Annotated in this window: 19 protein-coding genes; 12 read left to right on the top strand and 7 right to left on the bottom strand. The window is 70.2% G+C overall.

All coding sequences use genetic code 11. From position 1 onward, the window contains the following. The first annotated feature begins 257 nt into the window (after positions 1 to 257). Positions 258 to 719: a hypothetical protein gene (locus ACYF6T_RS23480; protein WP_461698780.1), complete on the top strand. Its 462-nt coding sequence runs from the start codon at positions 258 to 260 to the stop codon at positions 717 to 719. A 93-nt stretch (positions 720 to 812) separates the two neighbouring features. Here the strand turns inward: ACYF6T_RS23480 and ACYF6T_RS23475 are convergent, their stop codons facing one another. Both ACYF6T_RS23475 and ACYF6T_RS23470 read right to left on the bottom strand, forming a co-directional pair. Further along, positions 813 to 1,490, bottom strand: a complete 678-nt coding sequence (locus ACYF6T_RS23475) for a hypothetical protein (protein WP_461698779.1) — start codon at positions 1,488 to 1,490, stop codon at positions 813 to 815. Between the two features lie 416 nt (positions 1,491 to 1,906). Beyond that, positions 1,907 to 2,935 carry a Yip1 family protein gene (locus ACYF6T_RS23470; RefSeq protein ID WP_461698778.1) on the bottom strand — a complete coding sequence of 343 codons (1,029 nt, stop codon included), beginning with the start codon at positions 2,933 to 2,935 and terminating at the stop codon, positions 1,907 to 1,909. 76 nt (positions 2,936 to 3,011) lie between these two features. Between ACYF6T_RS23470 and ACYF6T_RS23465 the strand changes: the two genes are divergently transcribed. After that, a complete protein-coding gene (locus ACYF6T_RS23465) occupies positions 3,012 to 3,338 on the top strand; it encodes an antibiotic biosynthesis monooxygenase family protein (protein ID WP_461698777.1) in 327 nt (108 codons plus the stop codon). A gap of 158 nt (positions 3,339 to 3,496) precedes the next feature. Here the strand turns inward: ACYF6T_RS23465 and ACYF6T_RS23460 are convergent, their stop codons facing one another. After that, entirely contained in the window at positions 3,497 to 5,779 is a 2,283-nt protein-coding gene (locus tag ACYF6T_RS23460; protein ID WP_461698776.1) for a heterodisulfide reductase-related iron-sulfur binding cluster, read from the bottom strand. Between the two features lie 211 nt (positions 5,780 to 5,990). On the opposite strand from ACYF6T_RS23460, the gene ACYF6T_RS23455 reads away from it, so the two are divergent. From ACYF6T_RS23455 to ACYF6T_RS23435, 5 genes are all read left to right on the top strand, one after another. Continuing rightward, positions 5,991 to 7,010 (top strand): MraY family glycosyltransferase, encoded by a 1,020-nt coding sequence (locus ACYF6T_RS23455; protein ID WP_461698775.1) that lies wholly within the window; start codon positions 5,991 to 5,993, stop codon positions 7,008 to 7,010. A gap of 94 nt (positions 7,011 to 7,104) precedes the next feature. After that, positions 7,105 to 8,940 carry a molecular chaperone DnaK gene (gene dnaK, locus ACYF6T_RS23450; protein WP_461698774.1) on the top strand — a complete coding sequence of 612 codons (1,836 nt, stop codon included), beginning with the start codon at positions 7,105 to 7,107 and terminating at the stop codon, positions 8,938 to 8,940. Next, entirely contained in the window at positions 8,937 to 9,593 is a 657-nt protein-coding gene (grpE, locus tag ACYF6T_RS23445; protein WP_461698773.1) for a nucleotide exchange factor GrpE, read from the top strand. The genes dnaK and grpE overlap by 4 nt, the downstream gene beginning before the upstream one ends. A 36-nt stretch (positions 9,594 to 9,629) precedes the next feature. Continuing rightward, the gene (dnaJ, locus tag ACYF6T_RS23440) at positions 9,630 to 10,802 is read left to right on the top strand and encodes a molecular chaperone DnaJ (protein WP_461698772.1); all 1,173 of its coding nucleotides are present in this window, start codon (positions 9,630 to 9,632) and stop codon (positions 10,800 to 10,802) included. 5 nt (positions 10,803 to 10,807) lie between these two features. After that, positions 10,808 to 11,254 (top strand): heat shock protein transcriptional repressor HspR, encoded by a 447-nt coding sequence (locus tag ACYF6T_RS23435; protein ID WP_461698771.1) that lies wholly within the window; start codon positions 10,808 to 10,810, stop codon positions 11,252 to 11,254. Between the two features lie 65 nt (positions 11,255 to 11,319). Here ACYF6T_RS23435 and ACYF6T_RS23430 read toward each other — a convergent pair whose 3' ends face one another. Then, on the bottom strand, positions 11,320 to 13,710 hold the full coding sequence (locus ACYF6T_RS23430; protein WP_461698770.1) for a fibronectin type III domain-containing protein: 2,391 nt from the start codon (positions 13,708 to 13,710) through the stop codon (positions 11,320 to 11,322). Between the two features lie 295 nt (positions 13,711 to 14,005). On the opposite strand from ACYF6T_RS23430, the gene ACYF6T_RS23425 reads away from it, so the two are divergent. Next, a complete protein-coding gene (locus ACYF6T_RS23425; protein WP_461698769.1) occupies positions 14,006 to 15,118 on the top strand; it encodes a substrate-binding domain-containing protein in 1,113 nt (370 codons plus the stop codon). 1,073 nt (positions 15,119 to 16,191) lie between these two features. After that, positions 16,192 to 17,232 (top strand): helix-turn-helix transcriptional regulator, encoded by a 1,041-nt coding sequence (locus tag ACYF6T_RS23420; protein ID WP_461698768.1) that lies wholly within the window; start codon positions 16,192 to 16,194, stop codon positions 17,230 to 17,232. Here the strand turns inward: ACYF6T_RS23420 and ACYF6T_RS23415 are convergent. Both ACYF6T_RS23415 and ACYF6T_RS23410 read right to left on the bottom strand, forming a co-directional pair. Continuing rightward, the gene (locus ACYF6T_RS23415) at positions 17,195 to 18,196 is read right to left on the bottom strand and encodes a helix-turn-helix transcriptional regulator (RefSeq protein ID WP_461698767.1); all 1,002 of its coding nucleotides are present in this window, start codon (positions 18,194 to 18,196) and stop codon (positions 17,195 to 17,197) included. The two genes, ACYF6T_RS23420 and ACYF6T_RS23415, sit on opposite strands and share 38 nt — an antisense overlap. Positions 18,197 to 18,459: 263 nt before the next feature. Next, positions 18,460 to 19,440, bottom strand: coding sequence for a helix-turn-helix transcriptional regulator (locus ACYF6T_RS23410; protein ID WP_461698766.1), 981 nt, complete (start codon positions 19,438 to 19,440; stop codon positions 18,460 to 18,462). 154 nt (positions 19,441 to 19,594) lie between these two features. Between ACYF6T_RS23410 and ACYF6T_RS23405 the strand changes: the two genes are divergently transcribed. Both ACYF6T_RS23405 and ACYF6T_RS23400 read left to right on the top strand, forming a co-directional pair. Next, positions 19,595 to 19,825: a hypothetical protein gene (locus ACYF6T_RS23405; protein ID WP_461698765.1), complete on the top strand. Its 231-nt coding sequence runs from the start codon at positions 19,595 to 19,597 to the stop codon at positions 19,823 to 19,825. Beyond that, on the top strand, positions 19,822 to 20,157 hold the full coding sequence (locus tag ACYF6T_RS23400) for a Rieske (2Fe-2S) protein (RefSeq protein ID WP_123998759.1): 336 nt from the start codon (positions 19,822 to 19,824) through the stop codon (positions 20,155 to 20,157). The genes ACYF6T_RS23405 and ACYF6T_RS23400 overlap by 4 nt, the downstream gene beginning before the upstream one ends. A gap of 159 nt (positions 20,158 to 20,316) precedes the next feature. Here the strand turns inward: ACYF6T_RS23400 and ACYF6T_RS23395 are convergent, their stop codons facing one another. Then, positions 20,317 to 20,730 (bottom strand): pyridoxamine 5'-phosphate oxidase family protein, encoded by a 414-nt coding sequence (locus tag ACYF6T_RS23395; RefSeq protein WP_461698764.1) that lies wholly within the window; start codon positions 20,728 to 20,730, stop codon positions 20,317 to 20,319. Between the two features lie 127 nt (positions 20,731 to 20,857). On the opposite strand from ACYF6T_RS23395, the gene clpB reads away from it, so the two are divergent. Next, positions 20,858 to 23,455: an ATP-dependent chaperone ClpB gene (clpB, locus tag ACYF6T_RS23390; protein WP_461698763.1), complete on the top strand. Its 2,598-nt coding sequence runs from the start codon at positions 20,858 to 20,860 to the stop codon at positions 23,453 to 23,455. Positions 23,456 to 23,493 lie beyond the last annotated feature (38 nt).

Raw genomic sequence — 23,493 nt, 5'->3', positions numbered from 1 at the left:
CCCCCTCTCTGGCATCAGGCGACTGATTGCGATGAGCGCGGCACGGGCGCCGGCCGGGCTGGAGCGGGGCGGAGTGGAAGCGGTGTGTGCGGTCGTTGCCGAGCGCAAGCGGAAGGAGCCAGGACGCATGCTTGCCCGGAAGTACCTGTTGTCTGGCATCGCGCGGTGCGGGCTGTGCCACACCAAGATCCGGGGGGCAGACCAACAGGCTCTGGAAACCGGGTTCCAAAGCAGCCAAGTTCACCTACCAGTGCTCTGTGGTGAACGGCGGGTGCGGCAAGGTCGGGCGCGTCGGTGAGCCCGTCGACGAGTTCATCATCAGTCTGGTCCTCGCCGAGCAGCGGGAGCGAGCTGCGGCCAGCACTGTCGCCCTGGCTGAACAGTGGCCACGGGCAGCCGAGCTGGCCTCCGTCGAGGCCGACCTTGCCGAACTGACTCAGGCCGCGAAGGCGCAGAAGATCACCGTGTTGACGCTGCTTCTGCTGCTGCCGGATCTTGAGCGGCGTCGGGATGAGCTGAAGCTGGAGCGCGGTCGGTTCAACAAGGCGCGGCAGCAAGCCGAATCTCTGAGCGCCGACATCGAGGAGGACTTCCACTCCCTTCCGATCGAGCGTCAGCAGGCGCTGATTCTGCACAGCCTGTCGGCTGTACTGATCCACCCCGCTGGCAAGGGGCGGCGGAAGTTCGATCCGAGTCTGATCGAACCTGTTTGGCGCTGACCGGCGGCGATGGCTGGCGGCGGCGCAGCGCAATAACAGAGCGGTGTCTCAGTAAGCCTGGGACACCGCTCTCGCGTGGTCGGGTGGTCTCCTCTACTGACCCCGTCTCGCAGGGACGGCCGGAACTCCCGCAGCCCCGGTCAGAGCGAGAGGGGTGATGAGTTCCGCCACCACGGCCTGGACGATGACGTCGTTGGCCGCTCGCTCGCTTCCTACGCCGGCGATGTACAGCCGGGCGGAGACGATCAGCATGAGTGCCCACCAGGGGGATTGCAACCAGCTAAGCGTGGCTGTCAGGCCTACAAGGGCGTACGCGACGTTCTTCCGGAACTCTGCCTCACCCACGGCTCGGTCGTACTCGTTGAACAGGTCGTAGTTGGCAATCAGTAATTTTGTGCGGAGTTGCCGTGTCTCGCCGAGGATGTCTCGTGCGGCCAGGTTCACCACGAGGCGTTCGCCGCGCTCGCGCTCCAAATCCCCTGCGGCGTTGACCTCTGGTTTCGGAGGTACGCGTCCCTGGTCTCGGAGGAAGCCGACCAGGTCGTCGTACGCGAGACGTGACACGCGAGGTGTGAGGGTCGTCCTGGCGCCCCAGAAACGGCCTGCTTTCGGTGCTTCCTTCGCGTTCACGGTGACCACGCGAACGGAGAGCATGGCGCCGATCAGATAGGCGAGGAAGGCTCCGGACGCGAGTGTTCCGGCGGGGCCGATCAGATCGTCGAGGCGATACAGCGAAGCCCAGACGCCGTGCGCCTGCTGTGGGTCCGGCACGCGGTCCTCCAGGAGGAGCCACAGTGTCAGGAGCCAGATGCAGCCTGTTGAGAGCGGGGCTCGGACGTCACGAAGGCCCGGCAGCAGGTTTGCCAGCAAGTTTTCCCCCTGTCCAACGCGCCGCCCTAGGGACAACAGGCATTGACGCATCCCGAGTATCCGAGACACGAATCCCGCCGTCTACGGCCGGTACCTGCCGTCGTCGGTGCACTGGCCGGGGGCCTGACGTTGGTCATTCACCGTGCGTGACAACCCTCGGAGGCAACCGTCCGTGGAGTGTCGAGCCGCCTGTGGTGCGGCGGGTCGGGCAGGTGCTCGATGCCTAGAGGGGCGTAGAGGGGCGCTGTCCGTTCGCGGTGGGTGAAAGGGCCCCCGGCATCGCGCCGGGGGCCCTTTTGAGCGGTGGTGGCCTCGGGTCAGAACGTGCCGAGTTTCACGATCGACAGCAGGGCGATCAGCTGGATCGCCGACGCGCCCAGGGCCTTGGGCCAGGGGAGGTCGTGGGAGCGGCTGATCATCAGGGTGAGGAGGGCGCCGGCCGCCACCCACGTCGCCCAGCCGAGGGCCTGGACGAAGGTCGCGTCGCCGCCGAAGAACATGGCGAACACCAGGCGGGGCGCGTCCGTGAGGGACATGATCAGCATGGAGAGGCCGACCGTGGGCTGCCAGGCGCCGTCGCCGCCCAGCTGGCGGGCCAGGGTGTGGGTGACCACGCCCAGGATGAAGGCGGACAGCGCCATCGCCACGGCCGTCGTCAGGACGATCGGCACCGCGTTCGACAGGGTCGCGTTGATCGCGTCCGACCGCGCGCCGTCGAAGCCGAAGACCGCGAGCAGGCCGTAGAGGAACGTGACGATGAAGGCCGGGCCCCACATCGTGTAGTCCCGCATCTGCAGGAACGTCTGGTTGGGGGACAGGACGATCCCCCGCAGCAGGTCCTTCCAGTGCAGGCGCGGGCCGATCGGGCCCGACGGCGCGGGCGGGGTCGAGCCCGCCTGGTAGGTCTGGCCCTGCGTGTAGGGGTCCTCGCCGAACGAGAACGCCTGGGTGTGGCCCGGGTTGTTCGCCGCGTACGGGTCCGGGGCGCCCTGCGGGGCGTAGGCGCCGCCGTCGCCGAAGTACTCCGGCTCGCCCTGGTTGCCGTAACCGCCGTTGCCACCGCCGTTGCCGTAGCCGCCGTTGCCGGCCTGCGGCCAGCCGGCGCCGCCCTGGCCACCGTTGCCGTACGGCTGCTGCGGGGGCGGGGGGTAGCCGCCGCCGTACGACGGTCCCTGCGGGGCCTGACGGCCGTACGGAGGTTGTTGGGGGCGCGTTTGCGGAGCGCCCTGGTTGCGGGCGCCGCGTCCGATCCTGAATCCAGCCACGCCTTCGAACGTACCCGGTCCCGGGAAGCGACGTGCCGGGCCCGGCCTTCCGCTCCCGGCTTTGCGGCCGACCTGTGACATCCCTTAAGGGAACGCCGTGATGTCCCCTAGGGAGGGCTTCACGTCGTTCTGATCGGCCGTGCGACAGGATGGGGTCATGAGCGTCGTCAAGATCAACGTACTGACCGTACCCGCCGAGCAGCGTGAGGTGCTGGAGAAGCGGTTCGCCTCGCGGGCCCATGCCGTGGAGGGGTCCGACGGGTTCGAGTGGTTCGAGCTGCTGCGGCCGGTCGAGGGGACCGACCAGTACCTCGTGTACACGCGGTGGCGGGACGAGGAGTCGTTCCAGGCGTGGATGGAGGGGCCGATGAAGTCCGCGCACCAGGGCGGTGGCGAGGGCGGTGAGCGGCCGAAGCCGGCGGCCAGTGGGTCGACGCTGTGGTCCTTCGAGGTCGTCCAGCAGGCGGCTCCGAAGAACGCCTGACACGTCGGCGGCTGCGAAGGGCGCCTGCACGTCGGCGGCTGTGAAGAGCGCCTACACGTCGGCGGGCGGCTGCGAAGGGCGCCTGACACGTCGGCGCCCCCTGCCTCGTAACCCTCGTAAGGGATCAAGAGGCAGGGGGCGCCGTTGCGTCGTACGGGCTACTTCACCGGCTCCGGCTCCGGCGCGGTCTCCGTCTCCTCCTCGCCCGCCGGGTCGACCGGCGTCCTGACGGAGTCGAGGAGCAGCTGGGCGACGTCGACGACCTGGATCGACTCCTTGGCCTTGCCGTCGTTCTTCTTGCCGTTGACCGAGTCGGTGAGCATGACCAGGCAGAACGGGCAGGCCGTGGAGACGATGTCCGGGTTGAGGGAGAGGGCCTCGTCGACGCGCTCGTTGTTGATGCGCTTGCCGATCCGCTCCTCCATCCACATCCGCGCACCACCCGCGCCGCAGCAGAAGCCCCGCTCCTTGTGGCGGTGCATCTCCTCGTTGCGCAGGCCCGGGACCTTGCCGATGATCTCGCGCGGGGGCGTGTAGATCTTGTTGTGCCGGCCCAGGTAGCACGGGTCGTGGTAGGTGATGATGCCCTCGACCGGCGTGACCGGGATCAGCTTGCCCTCGTCGACGAGGTGCTGGAGCAGCTGGGTGTGGTGGATGACCTCGTAGTCGCCGCCGAGCTGCGGGTACTCGTTGCCGATCGTGTTGAGGCAGTGCGGGCAGGTGGCGACGATCTTCTTCGCCGACTTCGGCTTGGCGGACTCCGGGACCACCTTGCCGTCGTCGTCGAGCTCCTCGCCGAACGCCATGTTCAGCGCCATGACGTTCTCCATGCCGAGTTCCTGGAACAGGGGCTCGTTGCCCAGGCGGCGGGCGGAGTCGCCGGTGCACTTCTCGTCGCCGCCCATGATGGCGAACTTCACGCCGGCGATGTGGAGGAGCTCCGCGAAGGCCTTGGTCGTCTTCTTGGCGCGGTCCTCCAGGGCGCCCGCGCAGCCGACCCAGTACAGGTACTCGACCTCGGTGAGGTCCTCGATGTCCTGGCCGACGACCGGCACCTCGAAGTCGACTTCCTTCGTCCACTCCAGGCGCTGCTTCTTGGCCAGGCCCCAGGGGTTGCCCTTCTTCTCCAGGTTCTTGAGCATCGTGCCCGCCTCGGACGGGAAGGAGCTCTCGATCATCACCTGGTAGCGGCGCATGTCGACGATGTGGTCGACGTGCTCGATGTCCACCGGGCACTGCTCGACGCAGGCGCCGCAGGTGGTGCAGGACCACAGGACGTCCGGGTCGATGACGCCGTTCTCCTCGGCGGTGCCGACCAGCGGGCGCTCGGCCTCGGCGAGGGCCGCCGCCGGCACGCCGGCCAGCTGCTCCTCGGACGCCTTCTCCTCGCCCTCCATGGTCTTGCCGCCGCCGGCCAGCAGGTAGGGGGCCTTGGCGTGCGCGTGGTCGCGCAGGGACATGATCAGGAGCTTGGGGGAGAGGGGCTTGCCGGTGTTCCAGGCGGGGCACTGCGACTGGCAGCGGCCGCACTCGGTGCAGGTGGAGAAGTCCAGCAGGCCCTTCCAGGAGAACTGCTCCACCTGGCTGACGCCGAAGACGTCGTCGTCACCGGGGTCGGTGAAGTCGATCGGCTTGCCGCCCGAGGTCATCGGCAGCAGGGCGCCGAGGGAGGTGGAGCCGTCCGCGTTGCGCTTGAACCAGATGTTGGGGAAGGCCAGGAAGCGGTGCCAGGCGACGCCCATGTCGGTCTTCAGGGCGACGGTGATCATCCAGATGAAGGAGGTCGCGATCTTCAGGCCGGCGAAGAAGTAGGTGAGGTTCTGGAGCGTGGAGACGTCCATGCCCTCCAGCCAGTGCACCACCGGGTAGGAGATGAAGAACGAGGCCTCGTAGCCGTCCACGTGGTGCTGGGCGCCCTCCAGCGCGTGCAGCATGAAGATGCAGACGCCGACGATGAGGATGACGGACTCGACGAAGTACGCCTGGCCGAAGTTGGAGCCGGCGAAGCGGGACTTGCGGCCCGGCTTGCGCGGGTGGCTCAGCTGGCGGATGGCGATCAGCACCAGGATGCCGAGCACGGTCATGGTGCCGATGAACTCGACGAAGACGTTGTACGGTGCCCAGTCGCCGAGGACCGGCAGCAGCCAGTCGGCCTGGAAGAGCTGGCCGATGGCGTTGACGATCGTCAGCAGCAGCGTGAAGAAGCCCACCGCCACGAACCAGTGCGCCACGCCCACGATGCCCCAGCGGTTCATCCGGGTGTGGCCGAGGAACTCCCTGGCCACGGTGACGGTGCGCTGCACGGGTTCGTCGGTGCGGGTACCCGCGGGCACGCTCTGGCCGAGCCGCATGTAGTTGTAGATCTGCAGGATGGCGCGGGCGAACAGGGCCACGCCAACCACGATCAGGACCAGCGACACGATGATCGCGGCGAGTTGCATTGGGGGCTCCTCGGGCCTGCGAGGGTTTCTGGGGACTCTCTGCGGATTCCCCGACATTACTAAGCGGTAACTTATGCAGTCCGTCTGAGACTACCCACATTCTCCGCCGCACTGTAGTCAGACGTGCGGTGATCTGCGTCGCTGAGGCTCACCTCAGGATCTGATCGTGTTATTCGTACCAAATTGGTACATTCACCCCTAACTTAGACCCGTGCTCTACGGGATCGCCGCCGCCACCGCCGCCCTGCTCCTCGCCGCCGTGCTCACCGCGCTGGTGCGGGCCCCGGCCCTGCGCCTCGGGATCGTCGACCGGCGGTGCCGGCGCCGGGTGCCGCTGGGCGGAGGCGTCGCGGTGGCGGCGGCGACCTGCGCGGTCGCGGTGGCGGGGGACCGGGCCGGCGTCGCGCGGCTCGGGGACGGGGTCGGGCGGCTGATCGCCGCCGGGGCCGTCGTCGCCCTGCTCGGGCTCGGCGCCGACCTGTGGCGCGTCACGGCGCGGGTCCTCGTCGCGGGTACGGCGATCGCGGCGGCCTGTGTGGTGCCGTACGAGGAGACGGGGATCGCCGGCGGGGTGCTGGCCGTCGGATGGATCACCTTCGTCGCGCTCGCCTTTCGCGCCCTGGACCACGCCGACGCGCTCGCCGGGACCGTCGGCGTGCTCACCGCCTTCGGGGTGGGCGCCTGCGCGGCGGCGGAGGTGATGGACGGGCTCGCCGTGCTGCTCAGCGTGCTGGCCGCCGCGCTGACCGGGTTCCTCATGCACAACTGGCATCCCGCGCGCGTGGGGCTCGGTTCCTGCGGCTCCCTGTTCGCCGGGTTCCTGCTGGCGTCCGCCGCCGTGTTCACCCGTACCGGCCACTCGCTCGCCTCCAGTGCCGGCGTGCTGTTCGCGCTCACCGCCGTCGCCGGCGCCGACGCGGTCCTCGTCCTGGTGTCCCGGCGGCTGGCCGGGCGGCCCGTGCTCCGAAGCGGCCCCGACCATCTCGCGCACCGGCTGCGGCGGCTGGGGCTCACCCCGCAGGGAGTGACCGTGCTGCTCGGGATCGGGGCGTTCGGCGGGGTACTCGTCGCCGTCCTCGTGCACCTGGGGTGGGTCGCGCAGTCCGGGGTGTTCTGGGTCGCGGCCGGGGCCGTGGTCGTCGTCCTGGCGATGCTCCGTATCCCTGGTTACACCCCTAGGGGATCGGCGTCCACGCAGGTCAGAGGCCAGTTGCGTGTAAGGAACGGATAAGAGTTGAGTCGTGGGGACTCAGGTCTGTTGACCCAGACCTCGCCGTCATGCACACTTGAGTCCGTTCCACTCAAGTCAGCTGGAGGAATCAACCATGGCACGTGCGGTCGGCATCGACCTGGGCACGACTAACTCCGTCGTCAGCGTTCTGGAGGGCGGCGAGCCCACCGTCATCACCAACGCCGAGGGTGCCAGGACCACGCCGTCCGTCGTCGCCTTCGCGAAGAACGGCGAGGTGCTCGTCGGCGAGGTGGCCAAGCGTCAGGCGGTCACCAACGTGGACCGGACCATCCGGTCCGTGAAGCGCCACATGGGCACCGACTGGAAGATCCAGCTGGACGGGAAGGACTTCAACCCGCAGCAGATCTCCGCGTTCATCCTGCAGAAGCTGAAGCGGGACGCCGAGGCCTACCTGGGCGAGAAGGTGACCGACGCGGTCATCACCGTCCCGGCCTACTTCAACGACTCCGAGCGCCAGGCGACGAAGGAGGCCGGCGAGATCGCCGGTCTGAACGTCCTGCGCATCGTCAACGAGCCCACCGCGGCGGCGCTCGCCTACGGCCTCGACAAGGACGACCAGACGATCCTGGTCTTCGACCTCGGTGGCGGCACCTTCGACGTGTCCCTCCTGGAGATCGGTGACGGCGTCGTCGAGGTGAAGGCCACCAACGGCGACAACCACCTCGGTGGTGACGACTGGGACCAGCGCGTCGTCGACTACCTGGTCAAGCAGTTCCAGTCCGGTCACGGCGTGGACCTCTCCAAGGACAAGATGGCCCTCCAGCGCCTCCGCGAGGCCGCCGAGAAGGCCAAGATCGAGCTGTCCTCCTCCACCGAGACCTCGATCAACCTGCCCTACATCACCGCCTCCGCCGAGGGCCCCCTGCACCTCGACGAGAAGCTCACCCGCGCCCAGTTCCAGCAGCTGACCGCGGACCTGCTGGAGCGCTGCAAGACGCCGTTCCACAACGTCATCAAGGACGCCGGCATCTCCATCAACGAGATCGACCACGTCGTCCTGGTGGGTGGCTCGACCCGTATGCCCGCCGTCGCCGAGCTCGTCAAGGAGCTGACCGGCGGCAAGGAGGCCAACAAGGGCGTCAACCCGGACGAGGTCGTCGCCATCGGCGCCTCGCTCCAGGCCGGTGTCCTCAAGGGCGAGGTCAAGGACGTCCTGCTGCTCGACGTCACCCCGCTGTCCCTCGGCATCGAGACCAAGGGCGGCATCATGACCAAGCTGATCGAGCGCAACACCACGATCCCGACCAAGCGCTCCGAGATCTTCACCACGGCCGAGGACAACCAGCCGTCCGTGCAGATCCAGGTCTACCAGGGCGAGCGCGAGATCGCGGCGTACAACAAGAAGCTCGGGATGTTCGAGCTGACCGGTCTGCCGCCGGCGCCCCGTGGCGTGCCGCAGATCGAGGTCTCCTTCGACATCGACGCCAACGGCATCATGCACGTGACCGCCAAGGACCTGGGCACGGGCAAGGAGCAGAAGATGACCGTCACCGGCGGCTCCTCGCTGCCGAAGGACGAGGTCGACCGGATGCGCCAGGAGGCCGAGCAGTACGCGGAGGAGGACCACCGCCGCCGCGAGGCCGCCGAGACCCGCAACCAGGGCGAGCAGCTCGTCTACCAGACCGAGAAGTTCCTCAAGGACAACGAGGACAAGGTCCCGGGCGAGATCAAGACCGAGGTCGAGTCCGCCGTCGCCGAGCTGAAGGAGAAGCTCAAGGGCGAGGACACCGCCGAGATCCGCTCCGCCACGGAGAAGGTCGCGGCCGTCTCCCAGAAGCTGGGCCAGGCCATGTACGCCGACGCCCAGGCCTCCCAGGCCGCCGCCGGCGGCGCCGAGGCCCCGAAGGCCGACGACGACGTCGTGGACGCCGAGATCGTGGACGACGAGCGCAAGGACGGTGCCGCGTGACGGAGGAGACCCCGGGCTTCGAGGAGAAGCCCGACGTCCCCTCCGGCGCCACCTCTGACGACGCCGAGCCGGAGGCCGCCTCCCCCTCGAACGGGGAGGGGGCGGCCCCGGCCGGGGACGCAGCCCAGATCGCCGGTCTGACGGCCCAGCTGGACCAGGTGCGCACGGCGCTCGGCGAGCGCACGGCGGACCTCCAGCGGCTCCAGGCCGAGTACCAGAACTACCGCCGCCGCGTGGAGCGGGACCGGATCACGGTCAAGGAGATCGCCATCGCGAACCTCCTGACCGAGCTCCTGCCCGTGCTCGACGACATCGGCCGCGCCCGGGAACACGGCGAACTCGTCGGCGGTTTCAAGTCCGTCGCGGAGTCGCTGGAGACGGTCGCGGCGAAGATGGGTCTGCAGCAGTTCGGCAAGGAGGGCGAGCCCTTCGACCCGACGATCCACGAGGCCCTGATGCACAGTTACGCGCCGGACGTCACCGAGACGACCTGCGTGGCGATCCTGCAGCCCGGGTATCGCATCGGCGAGCGCACCATCCGCCCCGCGCGGGTGGCGGTGGCCGAACCGCAGCCGGGCGCGCAGACGGTGAAGGCCGAGGAGAGCGGGTCCGAGGCCGGCGACGACAAGGACAGCGGCCCTGAGGAGGGCTGAGGTCATAGGCAGTGAGCGGAAGGAGGGACGTCGGGGATGAGCACCAAGGACTTCATCGAGAAGGACTACTACAAGGTCCTCGGCGTCCCCAAGGACGCCACCGAGGCCGAGATCAAGAAGGCGTACCGGAAGCTCGCCCGCGAGTACCACCCGGACGCCAACAAGGGCAACGTCAAGGCCGAGGAGCGCTTCAAGGAGATCTCCGAGGCGAACGACGTCCTCGGTGACCCCAAGAAGCGCAAGGAGTACGACGAGGCACGCGCCCTCTTCGGCAACGGCGGCTTCCGCCCCGGGCCGGGCGGTGCGGGCGGCTCCTTCAACTTCGACCTGGGCGACCTCTTCGGAGGCGGTGCCCAGGGCGGAGCCGGCGGCTTCGGCGGCGGTCTCGGTGACGTCTTCGGGGGCCTGTTCAACCGCGGCGGCGCGGGCACCACACGGACCCAGCCCCGGCGCGGCCAGGACATCGACACTGAGGTCACCCTCAGCTTCACGGAGGCGATCGAGGGGGCCACGGTCCCGCTGCGCATGTCCTCGCAGGCACCGTGCAAGGCGTGTTCGGGCACCGGCGACGCGAACGGCAACCCGCGCGTGTGCCCGACCTGTGTCGGCACCGGCCAGGTGGCCCGGGGATCGGGCGGCGGCTTCTCGCTGACCGACCCCTGCCCGGACTGCAAGGGCCGCGGTCTGATCGCGGAGAACCCCTGCGAGGTCTGCCACGGCTCCGGCCGCGCCAAGTCCTCGCGCACCATGCAGGTCCGCATCCCCGCCGGGGTGTCGGACGGGCAGCGCATCCGGCTGCGCGGCAAGGGCGCGCCCGGTGAGCGCGGCGGCCCGGCCGGCGACCTGTACGTCACGGTGCACGTGGGCGCCCACCCGGTGTTCGGCCGCAAGGACGACAACCTCACGGTGACCGTGCCGGTGACGTTCGCGGAGGCGGCGCTGGGCGGCGAGATCCGGGTGCCCACCCTGGGCGGCCCGCCCGTCACCCTGAAGCTGCCGCCGGGTACGCCCAACGGCCGCACCATGCGCGCCCGTGGCAAGGGCGCGGTCCGCAAGGACGGCACCCGCGGGGACCTGCTGGTCACCGTCGAGGTGAGTGTTCCCAAGGACGTGACGGGGAAGGCTCGTGACGCGCTTGAGGCGTATCGCGAGGCGACCGCGGGCGAGGACCCGCGGGCGGAGCTGTTCCAGGCCGCGAAGGGAGCTTGATCGAGATGGACGGCCGTCGACGCAATCCGTATGAACTGACCGAGGAGACCCCGGTCTACGTCATCTCGGTGGCGGCCCAGCTCTCCGGTCTGCACCCGCAGACGCTGCGCCAGTACGACCGCCTGGGCCTGGTCTCCCCCGACCGCACCGCCGGCCGGGGCCGCCGCTACTCGGCCCGCGACATCGAACTGCTCCGCCAGGTGCAGCAGTTGTCGCAGGACGAGGGCATCAACCTGGCCGGCATCAAGCGCATCATCGAGCTGGAGAACCAGGTCGCCGCGCTCCAGTCCCGGGTCGCCGAACTGCAGGCGGCCCTCGACGGCGCGGCGGCGGCGATGCAGCAGCGGGAGGCGGCGGTGCACGCGTCGTACCGCCGCGACCTGGTGCCGTACCAGGAGGTGCAGCAGACCAGCGCGCTGGTGGTGTGGCGGCCGAAGAAGGCCAAGGACTAGGCGCGCGCACGCACGCGGAAGGGGCCCGGAGGCAGCAGCCTCCGGGCCCCTCACCGTCCCTGCGGTCAGTACTCCCAGATGCCGTACGCCTGCGAGGTCACCGACGCCTCCGCGCCCGAGGCGTCCAGGCGGATCACACGGTAGTAGTACAGGCCGAGCGTGTCGTCGTGCACCGTCGTGTCCATGTAGCTGGTCGCGTCACCCGCCGCCCCCTCGGTGAGGGTGGCCCAGGCGGCCGTGGCGGCGTCCCAGCGCTCCACGCGGTAGCCGGTGAACCGGGAGCAGTCGCCGAGGCCGGAGCTCTCGGAGCAGCCGACGTACAGGTCCGGGTAGGTGTCCGCGCGGACCTCGGTGCCCGTCCAGCCGGGCGGCCGGGTGTCGGGCAGGGTGACCGGGACGTCGGTGGTGTGGAAGAAGTCGGGGCCCTTGTCCTCGTACAGGTGGTGGCCGTCCGCCGCGGCCACCCGGTAGACGTGCGTGCCGCCGTCGGGGACGGTCGGGCAGACGATCCCGGTCGCCGAGGAGTCCGACGTCCAGCAGTTCTTCCTCCAGACCGTCTCACCGGTGTCCGGGTCGGTCGTGCCCTGCCACACGTAGTACTCGGTGACGTCGTCGTCGGCGGGCGGCGTCCAGGTCAGCTGCACGCCGAGCGGCACCTGCCGCGCCGTCAGGTCCACGACCGGGCCCGGCCGCTCGGTGTCCGGCGTGGTGGCCGTGGCCGCCGGGCCGGGCTGCGAGGCGTGGCCGTACGGGTCGACGGTCACGACCCGGTACTCGTACGTCGTCTCGGAGGCGCCGGAGACGTCCCAGCAGGTGCCGCGGACGATCGTGCGGCCGGCGTAGGAGGGGGCGTCGTCGTCGGCCCACCACCAGGACGTGGCGGGGGCCTCCAGCGGGGCGTCCCAGGACAGGTTGGGCTTGCACTGGTCCACGACCGCGCTCTCGCCGGTCGCCGGGTCGGTGCGGACGATCCGGTACGTCGGCAGCGGGCCCTGGTAGAAGGTCCACGGGTCGGCGCTCGCCCACTCGATCATCACGCCGTCGCCGAACCGGGTGGCGGTCGTCTCGTAGGCGGGGACGGCCTCGGGCCGGTCGGCCATCGTGAGGGTGACCTCCGCCGGGGCGGCGGCGTTGCCGTGCGCGTCGACCGAGCGCACCACGTAGTGGTAGGTGTCGGCGACCGCGGCGGACTGGCGGGGCACGACGTCGGTCGCGGTGGTGGCGGCGGACAGCGCGTCGACGTAGCCGCCGGTCGCCGGGTCGAACTGCAGCACCTGGTAGGAGGCGGCGCCGTCCACGGCCGGCCACACCAGGTGCGGGACGCCCTCGCGGTACTCGACGCGGGCGTCGGTCACGGGGGCCGGCGGGGTCAGGTCGGAGGTGGTGAACTTCGTGGCCGCCGAGTACGCCGACCAGTTGCCGGCGGCGTCCCGGGCCCGGGCCCGGTAGGTGACGTCGCTGCCGTCGGCGGGCTGGCCGGTGTCGCAGACGGCGCCCTTGGTGCCGGTGTAGACGGTCGACCAGGTGTTGGTGGCCGGGTCGAGCCGCTGGAGGGCGTACAGGGCGATGTCGGCCGCGTAGGCGGCGGTGGTGACCATCTCCGGGGCCGCGTAGGGCTGCGCGTCGGGGCAGGCGTCCATTTCGAGGAACGGCGGCGCGGGCGGGGTCTTGTCGGGCGTCGTGACGCCCTGGTCGGCGGAGCCGGTGGACTGGTTGCCCGCCTTGTCGTAGGCGCGGACCTCGTAGTAGTAGACGTCGCCGGTCTGCGGCGGGACGTCGGTGTAGGTGGCGCCGGTGGTCGTCGCCAGCGGCTTGGTGCCGAACGGCTTGCCCTTCAGGCGCCGGTAGACCTTGTACCCGGCGAGGTCCATCTCCTTGTTCTTCGTCCAGCGCAGCTTCGCCTTGCCGGTCGCGGCGTCGTACGACACCGAAGCGCCGGTCGGGGCAAGGGGCTTGACCTTGTCGACGGTGGCGGAGGTGCGGGGGGTGTAGGTGAACGTCACCTTGGCCGCGCCGGTCCAGTTGACGTAGTCGACGCGCAGGGTGTGCTTCCCGGCGGGGATGGTGACGTTGGCCGTCTTGCGCACCGTCGTGGAGGTGTTCTTCCACAGGTCGATCTTGCGGACGCCGTCGAGGTAGACCCGGATGCCGTCCAGCCCGGAGGCGCTCAGCGCGAAGGGGCCGCCCGAGCCGAAGTCCCGGGTCACCGACCAGCGCACGCCGAAGTTGTCCCGGGGCAGCCCGGAGACCGGGGCGCCGCTCCAGCTCTGGTCGATCGCGGAGTCGCAGTCGGTCTTCTTCGCCGTCCCGGAGAACGTGGTGTTCGCGAAGAACTGCCGCTTGTACACCGGCGAGGCGCAGCTGGTGGCGGCGGAGGCGGGGACGGCGGCGGAGAGCAGGGCGCCGGCGGCCGCGAGCACCAGCGTCGCGGCTGTCGTACGTCTGGCTGGGAACATTCGGTCCTCTGAGCGGAAGTGGCACGGCTGTTGGAACTGTCGTGATCACGACTCGCGAGGAAAGCGGTTGGTTGTACGGATCTTTGCCTTCGTATGGCCTGCCGTTGATGGAGAGACCGTAAAGGGTGTCTGTGGGCGATTCCGCCGACCCTTCACAAGCTCGGCGGAGAGTGGTGTTGCGCACTCGTTAAGTAGTTCCGCTTGACGCCCGGGGCCGGGGCCGCGTTGGCTTTTTCAGTCACCTGGGTCGCACAGTTGCGCCCGCGTCCGGAAGACCCCAGAAGTGAGCTCCTCCATGCGCCGTCGTATCGCCATAGCCGTGGCCGTCGCGTCCACGCTGTCCCTCTCGCTGGCCGGCTGCGGCGTGCTGAACGCGTCCTCGGACGGCAGTTCGGCGAGCCCGACCAAGGGCAACGACGTCACCGTCGGTCTGCTGCTTCCGGAGACGGCCAACACCCGCTACGAGAGCTTCGACTACCCCATCATCAAGAAGCAGGTCGCCTCGCTCACCAAGAACCAGGGCAAGGTCGACTACGCCAACGCCGACCAGGACGCGGACAAGCAGGCCACGCAGATGCAGCAGATGATCGACGACAAGGTCGACATCATCCTGCTGGACGCGGTCGACTCGCACGCCATCGCCGGTGAGGTGAAGAAGGCCAAGGACGCCGGCATCCCGGTCATCGCCTACGACCGGCTCGCCGAGGGGCCCATCACCGCGTACGTCTCCTTCGACAACGAGCTGGTCGGCGAGGTGCAGGGCCGCACCCTGCTGGAGGCGCTCGGCTCGGGCGCCGACACCTCCGACAAGATCGTCATGATGAACGGCTCGCCGACCGACCCCAACGCCAAGCAGTTCAAGGCGGGCGCGCTGTCGGAGCTCAACGGCAAGGTGACGATCGCCGAGTCCTACGACACCAAGGACTGGAAGCCGGAGAACGCCCAGGCCAACATGGCCGAGGCGATCGACAAGATCGGCAAGGACAACATCGCCGCGGTCTACTCCGCCAACGACGGCATGGCCGGCGGCATCGTCAAGGCCTTCGAGGACGCCGGCGTGACCGACCTGCCGCCCATCACCGGCCAGGACGCCGAACTGGCGGCCGTGCAGCGGATCGTCTCCGGCGAGCAGTACATGAGCGTCTACAAGTCCTACCCCGACGAGGCCACCGCCGCCGCGCAGATGGCCATCGCCAAGGTCCAGGGCAAGGACATCGAGTTCGACGCCCTCACCGAGGACACGGTCGACAGCCCCACCGACAAGGACATCCCCGCCCAGCTCGTCACGGTGACGGCCCTGACGAGGAAGAACATCAAGTCCACGGTCATCGCGGACGGCATCTACAAGGTCTCCGACATCTGCACGGGCAAGTACAAGTCGGACTGCTCGGCGATCGGCCTCCACTAGCCGGCGACGGGGCGTCGGACACGGGGGTCGGGCGTCGGACACGGGGGTCGGGCGTCGGACACGGGATCGGGCGTCGGACACGGCGATCGGGCTCCACTAGCCGGCGACCGGGCGTCGGACACGGGGGTCGGGTGTCGGGCACGGGACCGGGCGTCGGACACGGGGGTCGGGCTCCACTAGCCGGCGACCGGGCGTCGGACACGGGGGTCGGGCGTCGGGCACGGGGGTCGGGTGTCGGGCACGGGGGTCGGGTGCGTACGGCGCGCTCGTGAGGCCCGCCCGCCCTGGTGACGGCCTGCGTGGTGTCGCGACCGGGGGAGGGGTCCAGGAGCTGCCCAGCGCCGCCTGGCGAGCGATCCCGAGCCGACCGGCGTCACGGGCAACGACGAGGACCAGTACGCGACGGACGTCGTGATGAGCGTCCCGTTCCCCAGGTGAGGATTGTCGGCACGCCCTGCGTCGGGGACACCGTGCTGATGCGGTCCGTCCCGGCCCGGTCCCACCTCGGCGTGACCCCAAGGCGGCTTTTCGGGCGGCGGGTTCGCGGTGCCGTGGATCTGGGCGCCGGCCCTGTTCGCGGCGGTGCCCTGCGGGATCCCGTCCGCCGACAATGACGATCTGGGCGCCCTGCTGCGGCGGTTCGCGCCCCGCATCCACGGATCGGCCCCTCGTCCTCGCGGCCGGGGAGGCCGAGGGTGAGGTCGGGCGCGCACACCGCTCGGTGGCTCGATTCCGTGGGCCCGGCGGTGGTGGTGAGGGAGTCGAGCGGCAGCCGTCGCCGGGGTACCGCGGGCCCCGAGCCCGCCCCCGCTGTGGCACCCGCGTTGGACGAGATCCCGTGTCCGGCTGCTCGCCCGACGGTGCCGGGCACCGCGGGCGCGTCAACGGCCGTACGGGCGTGGTCGGTTCGGGTACCCCCCAGGTTGTTGCAACTCGACGGAAAGAGGCCCGTACATAGCCGGGCCTACCGGTGCATAACGGCGCCCGCGTCTGGGGAAGCCGTGTTGCGGAGCCGGGGCGGTCCGCGCATAGTTGCGCTGCGGAAGACGGCGGAACCGGGGGTGAAATGGGCGATGGCCGGGCACGGGACGGACGAGCATCCACACGGTGCTGACCGACTGTGCGAGGCCGGGGATCGCGTGTATTCCCGGGCCGTACGGCGCGGTCGCGTGGCGCGCCGGGACGCCGAGCCGGTGCCCTGCCTCATGGAACTGGCCCTGCTGCACCCGGACCCCGACGACATGGACTGGCTGGTGCCGACCTCCCCGCAGGAGGTCATGACCCGGTTGCTGCGCGGGGTCTACGACGAGGTCAGCGCGAGCGAGCGCAGGGTGGGCGCGGCCGTCGCCGCCTTCGAGTGGTACGCCGGTCTCGGTCCGCCCGTCCCGGCGGCCGGTGCCGGCGAGGGCACCTCGATCCGCGTCCTGGACGGCCTCAGCCGCATCCAGGCGGCGATGGACGCGGCGACCGAGGCCTGCACCACCGAGGTGCTCACCGTGCAGCCCGGCGGCATCCGCCCCGAGCACGAGCTGACCGAGGGCCTGCACCGGGCCCTCGCCCTGCGCGGCCGGGGCGTGCGCATGCGCGACCTGTACACCCATGTCGCCCGGCACGGCCAGGGCCTGCTCAACTACCTGGAGCTGATGGGCAACGCCGTCGAGGCCCGCACCCTGGACGAGGTCATCGACCGGCTCATCCTCTTCGACCGCACGGTCGCCTTCATCCCCGCCAACGCCGACCGCACCCTCGCCCTGGAACTGCGCCACCCCGCCCTGGTCGGCTACCTGGTCACCGTCTTCGAGCGGCTGTGGCGCCTGGCGATCCCGCTCACCGCCCCGCTCCCCGACACCGGCATCGAGGGCATCTCGCACCGCGAGCAGTCCATCGCGGCCCTGCTGGCGGAGGGCCACCAGGACGCGGTGATCGCCGAGCGGCTCGGCATCAGCGTGCGCACCTGCCGGGCGCACATCGCGCGCCTGTCGGAGACGCTGGGCGCGGCCAGCCGTACCCAACTCGGCGTCCGCATCGCCCAGGTGGGCCTGGACGGCCCGCGTCACCCCGACGACCTCGCCCCGGTCACCCTTCCCGGTCGAGAATCCCGGACCGCCCGATGAGGTAGCCCAGCTGGGCCCGGCTCTCGCTGCCCAGCGTCGCCGCGAGCTTGGCGATGTGCTCGCGCGCGGTGCGGACGTTCATGCCCAGCCGGTCGGCGATCACCGCGTCCGTGTGGCCCTCCACCAGCAGCCCGGCGATGGCCCGCTGGCGGGGCGTGACGCCGCCCTGCGCGGGGCTCTTGACGGACTGGGGGTGCATGGGCGTCGCCAGCCGCCACAGGCGGTCGAAGGTGGTCACGAAGAACGTGACCAGCGCCGGGTGGCGGACCTCCAGGGCGAGGGAGTGGTCGGAGCTCGCCGGAACGAAGGCCACGGTCCGGTCGATGACCAGCAGCCGTTCGGTCACCTCGTCCAGGGTGCGTGCCTCCACGTCGCCCCGCAGCTGCTCGTAGCGTGCCCGCACCGAGGGCGCGTGGCGCAGCGTGTGCTGGTACAGGGTGCGGATCCGGCCGCCGCGGTCCAGCAGCGCCTGGTCGCGCACCAGGGCCGCGGCGCGGCGCTCGGGGGAGATGCGGGTGTGGCTGGTGTGCGGCTGGATGGCGAGGAGTTCGCCGGTGGCGTCGGCCATGACCTGGCCGAGGGCCCGGTTGATCCGCTCGACGCCGCTGAGCACCCGCAGCGCCGGGGTGTCCGTCGTGCCGGCGCGGCTCTCCACCGCCCGCAGCAGCGGCTCGAACGCCTCCGCCAGCCGCTCGCCGCGCCGCCGTTCGTCCGCGACGCGCTCCTCGGAGGCCCGCAGCAGCCGGTGCAGGGCGAGGGCGGGGGCCACCGGCTGGAGCCAGTCCAGGTCCTCCACCATCGGGTGCAGCAGGCCGAAGTCGACCAGGCAGGGCGCGTCCTCGGCGTCCGCCGCGGGTACCCGGCCCTCGCGCACCGCGCGCTCGTACAGCGCCGCGCCGGGCGCGCACAGCTCCTCCACACCGTGCTCGGGGTGCGCTGCCTGGCGGTGCGCCTCGCTGGTCACCCGGAAGCCCTCTTCGAATCGGCGGTAGGCGGTAGGCGATCGGTGATCGGTGGGTCCCCGATCGTTCTCTCGGTGGTTCGGTGGTTCGGTGGTTCGGTGGTTCGGTGGTTCGGTGGTTCGGTGGTTCGGTGGTCTGCGGGTCTGCGGGTCTGCGGGTCTGCGGGTCGGTGGTTCGGTCGTTCGGTGGCTCGGCGGTCTGCGGGTCGGTGGTCGGTAGGTTTGCGGGTCGGCGGGTCTGCGGGTCTGCGGGGCGGAGGTGAGAGTCAGTCGCGGTCCAGGATGCCCGACTGTGCGATGAGGAAGCCCAGTTGGGCCCGGCTGCCGCTGCCCAGGGCGGTGGCCAGCTTGGCGATGTGGGCCCGGCAGGTGCGCACGTTCATGCCGAGCCGGCGCGCGATGGCCTCGTCCACGTGACCCTCGATCAGCAGCTTGGCTATGGACCGCTGGACGCCCGTGATGCCCTCGGGGGTGGATTCGTACGGCACCTCCTCCAGCAGCGGCGTGGCGCGCTGCCAGAGCTGTTCGAAGACCTTGATGAGGTACTGCACCAGCCCGGGGTGGCGCAGCTCCAGGGCGACCTGGCGGTCGTCCTGGGCCGGGATGAAGGCGACGGTCGCGTCGCAGATGATGAGCCGCTCGATCAGCTCCTCCAGCGTGCGGATCTCCACCTTGGCGCCCGCCATCTGGTCCATGTAGGCGTAGGTGGACTGCGAGTGGCGGACCGTGTGCTGGTAGAGGGTGCGCATCGAGATGCCGCGCTCGATCAGCGGCTTGCTGCGCTTGAGCGCCTGGCTGAGGATGTGCTCGGGCCGGCTGCCGCCCGGCTGCACCGTCAGGACCTCGGTGCGCGCCTCGGCGATGGCCACGTCGAGGGCCGCGTGGATGCGGTCGATGCCCTCCAGGACGGTGATCGCGTGCGTGGTCGCCGGTTTCTGGGCACTGATGTCCAGGAACGGCTGGAAGGCGTCCGCGAGATCGAGGGTGGCCCGCCGCCGGTCCTGGATCTCGCGTTCAAGAGGTTGCAACTGCTGCGCCAGCACGACCGACGGAGGAACCGGGCGTAGCCAGCCCGCGTCGTCCGGATCGGGGTGGAGCAGTGCGAACTCCAGCAAACAGGGCGCGTTCTCGACCTCGGTGCGGGAGATACGTCCGGAACTGAGAGCACTGGCGTAGAGACGCGAACCCTCGGCACAGAGGTCTGCGATGTCATGAGGATGTGTCGGTTTTGTGCTCTTAGATGGCAAATCTCCACCCCCCAGGGTCCTGAACGTGCAGGAACATGATGCATCTCTTGTGTGGCATTGACGTGCCTGAATGAGCCATCGTCTTGTTCCACGGGGGAGAGGAAGCCATCAAGTGAGGACGAAGCCGACCATGAAAAAGAGAATGCTTCGCTCGGTGCTTGCCACTGCCTTCGTAGTCGCGCTGGCCAGCGGTGCGGCTGGTCCTCTCGACGTCGGCTGGGACAGCCCGACCGGGACCACCCACACCAGCGCGGCGGACGTGGGCTGGAACGTCACCGCCGGCGACGTCGGCTGGGCGGTCGTGGCCGCCGACAACCCCTCGGACGTCGGCTGGGACTCCACCTCCGACGTCGGCTGGACGGCCCCGGCAGGCGCGGAAGCATGACCACCCCACCCGACGACCGCTCCTTCCGCCGCGAAATGGCCACGGCATACCGCTCCGGCTGGCACTTCATCGATCTGGTCACCGCGATCCCCCACCCCGGTGACTCGCTGATGGTGACCGTCTTCGGTGAGCCGGTCGTCGTCACGCGGGACGAGGACGAGGACGTACGGGCGTACCGGTGTCTGCGACGGCCTCGGGGGGCGCCGCAGCCCGTGCGATGTGCCATCCGGTACGGAATGATCTTTGTGAACCTGGACCAACGAGACCATCGGCTGGTGGAACCGGAAGCCCCCAACCTACGGACCATCTCAGCCACCCCCCGCAGTGCCTGACGCGATTCCCCCGTCGTAACAGATCGCTCAGGTGCTTCCCCCCGCAGCGGCGTCACCGTGACCTGAACACGGTGACGCCGCTGCAGTTTTGCGCGACATTTCCGGGTATCGGCCGGCTCGGCTTGTGGCCGAAAACAGCCTGCGCGGCCTGGGCGGGCGTCAGCCGCGACCCATCGCCCGCGTCAGCCGGATCTCGATGACCACCCGCGCGGGATTCGGCGCCGGCGTGCGCTCGTACCGCTCGGCGTACCGCCGCACCGCCTCCGCCACCCGCTCCGGCTCCGTGCGCACGAAGGCCCGCCCCTCCAGCGTCGCCCACCGCGGCCCGGCCACCTGGCACACCGCGACCCGCGCGCCCTCCTCCCCCGCCGCCAGCACGTTGCGCACCTTCGTGCTCGCCTTGTCCGCGATCACCCGAGCCAGCCGGGCCCCGGGATCGTATGTGACCCCGACGGGCACCACGTGCGGGCTGCCGTCCGGGCGCGGGGTCGTCAGTGTGCACAGGTGCCGTTCCCGCCAGAAGGTGAGATACGAGGGGTCGGGGGCACCGGGGTCCTGGGGATACGCAGCCATGACCCTGGACGGTAGCCGCTCGCCCCGAGGTGGTGGCCGGGGACACCTTGAGTGGAATAGACTCAACTTTGTGTACGTTGCTCAAGTCAGTGTGGATGACGGCTGACGCCAGGAGGAGAACGCGAACGTGGACGCCGAGCTGACCAACAGGAGCCGGGACGCGATCAACGCGGCGGGCAACCGCGCCGTGACCGAGGGACACCCCGACCTCACCCCTGCCCACCTGCTGCTGGCGCTGCTGGCGGGCCAGGACAACGAGAACATCGTCGACCTTCTCGCCGCCGTCGACGCCGACCAGGCCGCCGTCCGCGCCGGCGCGGAGAAGGTGCTCGCCTCGCTGCCCAGCGTGACCGGGTCCACCGTCGCGCCCCCGCAGCCCAACCGCGAGCTGCTTGCCGTCATCGCCGACGCCCAGCAGCGCGCCAGGGAGCTCGGGGACGAGTACCTCTCCACCGAGCACCTGCTCATCGGCATCGCCGCGAAGGGCGGCGCGGCCGGTGACGTACTGTCCGGTCAGGGGGCCACGGCCAAGAAGCTTCAGGAGGCCTTCCAGAAGGCGAGGGGAGGACGCCGGGTGACCACCGCCGATCCCGAGGGCCAGTACAAGGCCCTGGAGAAGTTCGGCACCGACTTCACCGCAGCGGCCCGCGAGGGCAAGCTCGACCCGGTCATCGGCCGGGACCACGAGATCCGCCGCGTGGTGCAGGTGCTGTCCCGCCGCACGAAGAACAACCCCGTTCTCATCGGCGAGCCCGGCGTCGGCAAGACCGCCGTCGTCGAGGGCCTCGCCCAGCGCATCGTCAAGGGCGACGTGCCCGAGTCCCTCAAGGACAAGCGGCTGGTCGCGCTCGACCTCGGCGCGATGGTCGCCGGCGCGAAGTACCGCGGCGAGTTCGAGGAGCGCCTGAAGACCGTCCTGGCCGAGATCAAGGACTCCGACGGCCAGATCATCACCTTCATCGACGAGCTGCACACCGTCGTCGGGGCCGGCGCCGGCGGCGACTCGGCCATGGACGCCGGCAACATGCTCAAGCCGATGCTCGCGCGCGGCGAGCTGCGCATGGTCGGCGCCACGACCCTGGACGAGTACCGCGAACGCATCGAGAAGGACCCCGCGCTGGAGCGCCGCTTCCAGCAGGTCCTGGTCGCCGAGCCCACGGTCGAGGACACGATCGCCATCCTGCGCGGCCTGAAGGGCCGTTACGAGGCCCACCACAAGGTCCAGATCGCCGACAGCGCCCTGGTGGCCGCCGCCACCCTCTCCGACCGCTACATCACCTCCCGCTTCCTGCCCGACAAGGCCATCGACCTCGTCGACGAGGCCGCCTCCCGCCTCCGCATGGAGATCGACTCCTCCCCGGTCGAGATCGACGAACTCCAGCGCTCCGTCGACCGGTTGAAGATGGAGGAGCTCGCGCTGGAGAAGGAGACCGACCCCGCCTCCCGCGAGCGCCTGGAGAAGCTGCGCCGCGACCTCGCCGACAAGGAGGAGGAGCTGCGGGGCCTGACCGCCCGCTGGGAGAAGGAGAAGCAGTCCCTCAACCGCGTCGGTGAGCTGAAGGAGAAGCTGGACGAGTTGCGCGGCCAGGCCGAACGCGCCCAGCGCGACGGCGACTTCGACACCGCCTCCAAGCTCCTCTACGGCGAGATCCCCGCCCTCGAACGCGACCTGGAAGCCGCCTCCGAGGCCGAGGAGGAGGCCGCCCGGGACACCATGGTCAAGGAGGAGGTCGGCTCCGACGACATCGCCGACGTCGTCGCCGCCTGGACCGGCATCCCCGCCGGACGCCTCCTCGAAGGCGAGACGCAGAAGCTGCTGCGCATGGAGGAGGAACTGGGCAAGCGCCTGATCGGCCAGGCCGAGGCCGTCCAGGCGGTGTCCGACGCCGTCCGCCGCACCCGCGCGGGCATCGCCGACCCCGACCGCCCCACCGGCTCCTTCCTCTTCCTCGGCCCCACGGGCGTCGGCAAGACCGAACTGGCCAAGGCGCTCGCCGACTTCCTCTTCGACGACGAGCGGGCCATGGTCCGCATCGACATGTCCGAGTACGGCGAGAAGCACAGCGTCGCCCGGCTCGTCGGCGCCCCTCCCGGCTACGTCGGCTACGAGGAGGGCGGCCAGCTCACCGAGGCGGTGCGCCGCCGCCCGTACAGCGTGGTCCTGCTGGACGAGGTCGAGAAGGCCCACCCCGAGGTCTTCGACGTCCTGCTCCAGGTCCTCGACGACGGCCGCCTCACCGACGGCCAGGGCCGCACGGTCGACTTCCGCAACACGATCCTGGTGCTCACCTCCAACCTGGGCAGCCAGTTCCTGGTCGACCCCCTCACCTCCGAGCAGGAGAAGAGGGAACAGGTCCTGGAGGTGGTACGGGCCTCCTTCAAGCCGGAGTTCCTCAACCGCCTGGACGACCTGGTCGTCTTCTCCGCCCTGACCAAGCCGGAACTGGAGCGCATCGCCCGGCTCCAGATCAACCGCCTGGCCAAGCGGCTGGCCGAACGCCGGCTCACCCTGGAGGTCACCGACGAGGCGCTGTCCTGGCTCGCCACGGAGGGCCTGGACCCGGCCTACGGCGCCCGCCCCCTGCGCCGCCTGGTCCAGACCACCATCGGCGACCGGCTGGCCAAGGAGATCCTGGCCGGCGAGGTCAAGGACGGCGACACGGTCCGGGTGGACGCGTTCGGAGACGGCCTGATCGTGGGACCCGCCACCGGAAAGACCCTGTAACGGAGGGTGCCGGGGTTGCCACCCCCCTCCCCGCATGG

The sequence above is a fragment of the Streptomyces sp. 7R007 genome, assembly GCF_054850255.1.
The sequence above is the reverse complement of the archived record's forward strand: the minus strand, read 5'-3'. Positions and strand labels throughout refer to the sequence as shown.

Coding starts and splice junctions, on each gene's coding strand:
- ACYF6T_RS23425 (WP_461698769.1), top strand. CDS start 14,006: ATGCGCCGTCGTATCGCCATAGCCGTGGCCGTCGCGTCCACGCTGTCC.
- ACYF6T_RS23465 (WP_461698777.1), top strand. CDS start 3,012: ATGAGCGTCGTCAAGATCAACGTACTGACCGTACCCGCCGAGCAGCGT.
- ACYF6T_RS23460 (WP_461698776.1), bottom strand. CDS start 5,779: ATGCAACTCGCCGCGATCATCGTGTCGCTGGTCCTGATCGTGGTTGGC.
- ACYF6T_RS23420 (WP_461698768.1), top strand. CDS start 16,192: ATGGCCGGGCACGGGACGGACGAGCATCCACACGGTGCTGACCGACTG.
- ACYF6T_RS23395 (WP_461698764.1), bottom strand. CDS start 20,730: ATGGCTGCGTATCCCCAGGACCCCGGTGCCCCCGACCCCTCGTATCTC.
- dnaK (WP_461698774.1), top strand. CDS start 7,105: ATGGCACGTGCGGTCGGCATCGACCTGGGCACGACTAACTCCGTCGTC.
- ACYF6T_RS23430 (WP_461698770.1), bottom strand. CDS start 13,710: ATGTTCCCAGCCAGACGTACGACAGCCGCGACGCTGGTGCTCGCGGCC.
- dnaJ (WP_461698772.1), top strand. CDS start 9,630: ATGAGCACCAAGGACTTCATCGAGAAGGACTACTACAAGGTCCTCGGC.
- ACYF6T_RS23400 (WP_123998759.1), top strand. CDS start 19,822: ATGACCACCCCACCCGACGACCGCTCCTTCCGCCGCGAAATGGCCACG.
- ACYF6T_RS23435 (WP_461698771.1), top strand. CDS start 10,808: ATGGACGGCCGTCGACGCAATCCGTATGAACTGACCGAGGAGACCCCG.
- ACYF6T_RS23470 (WP_461698778.1), bottom strand. CDS start 2,935: ATGTCACAGGTCGGCCGCAAAGCCGGGAGCGGAAGGCCGGGCCCGGCA.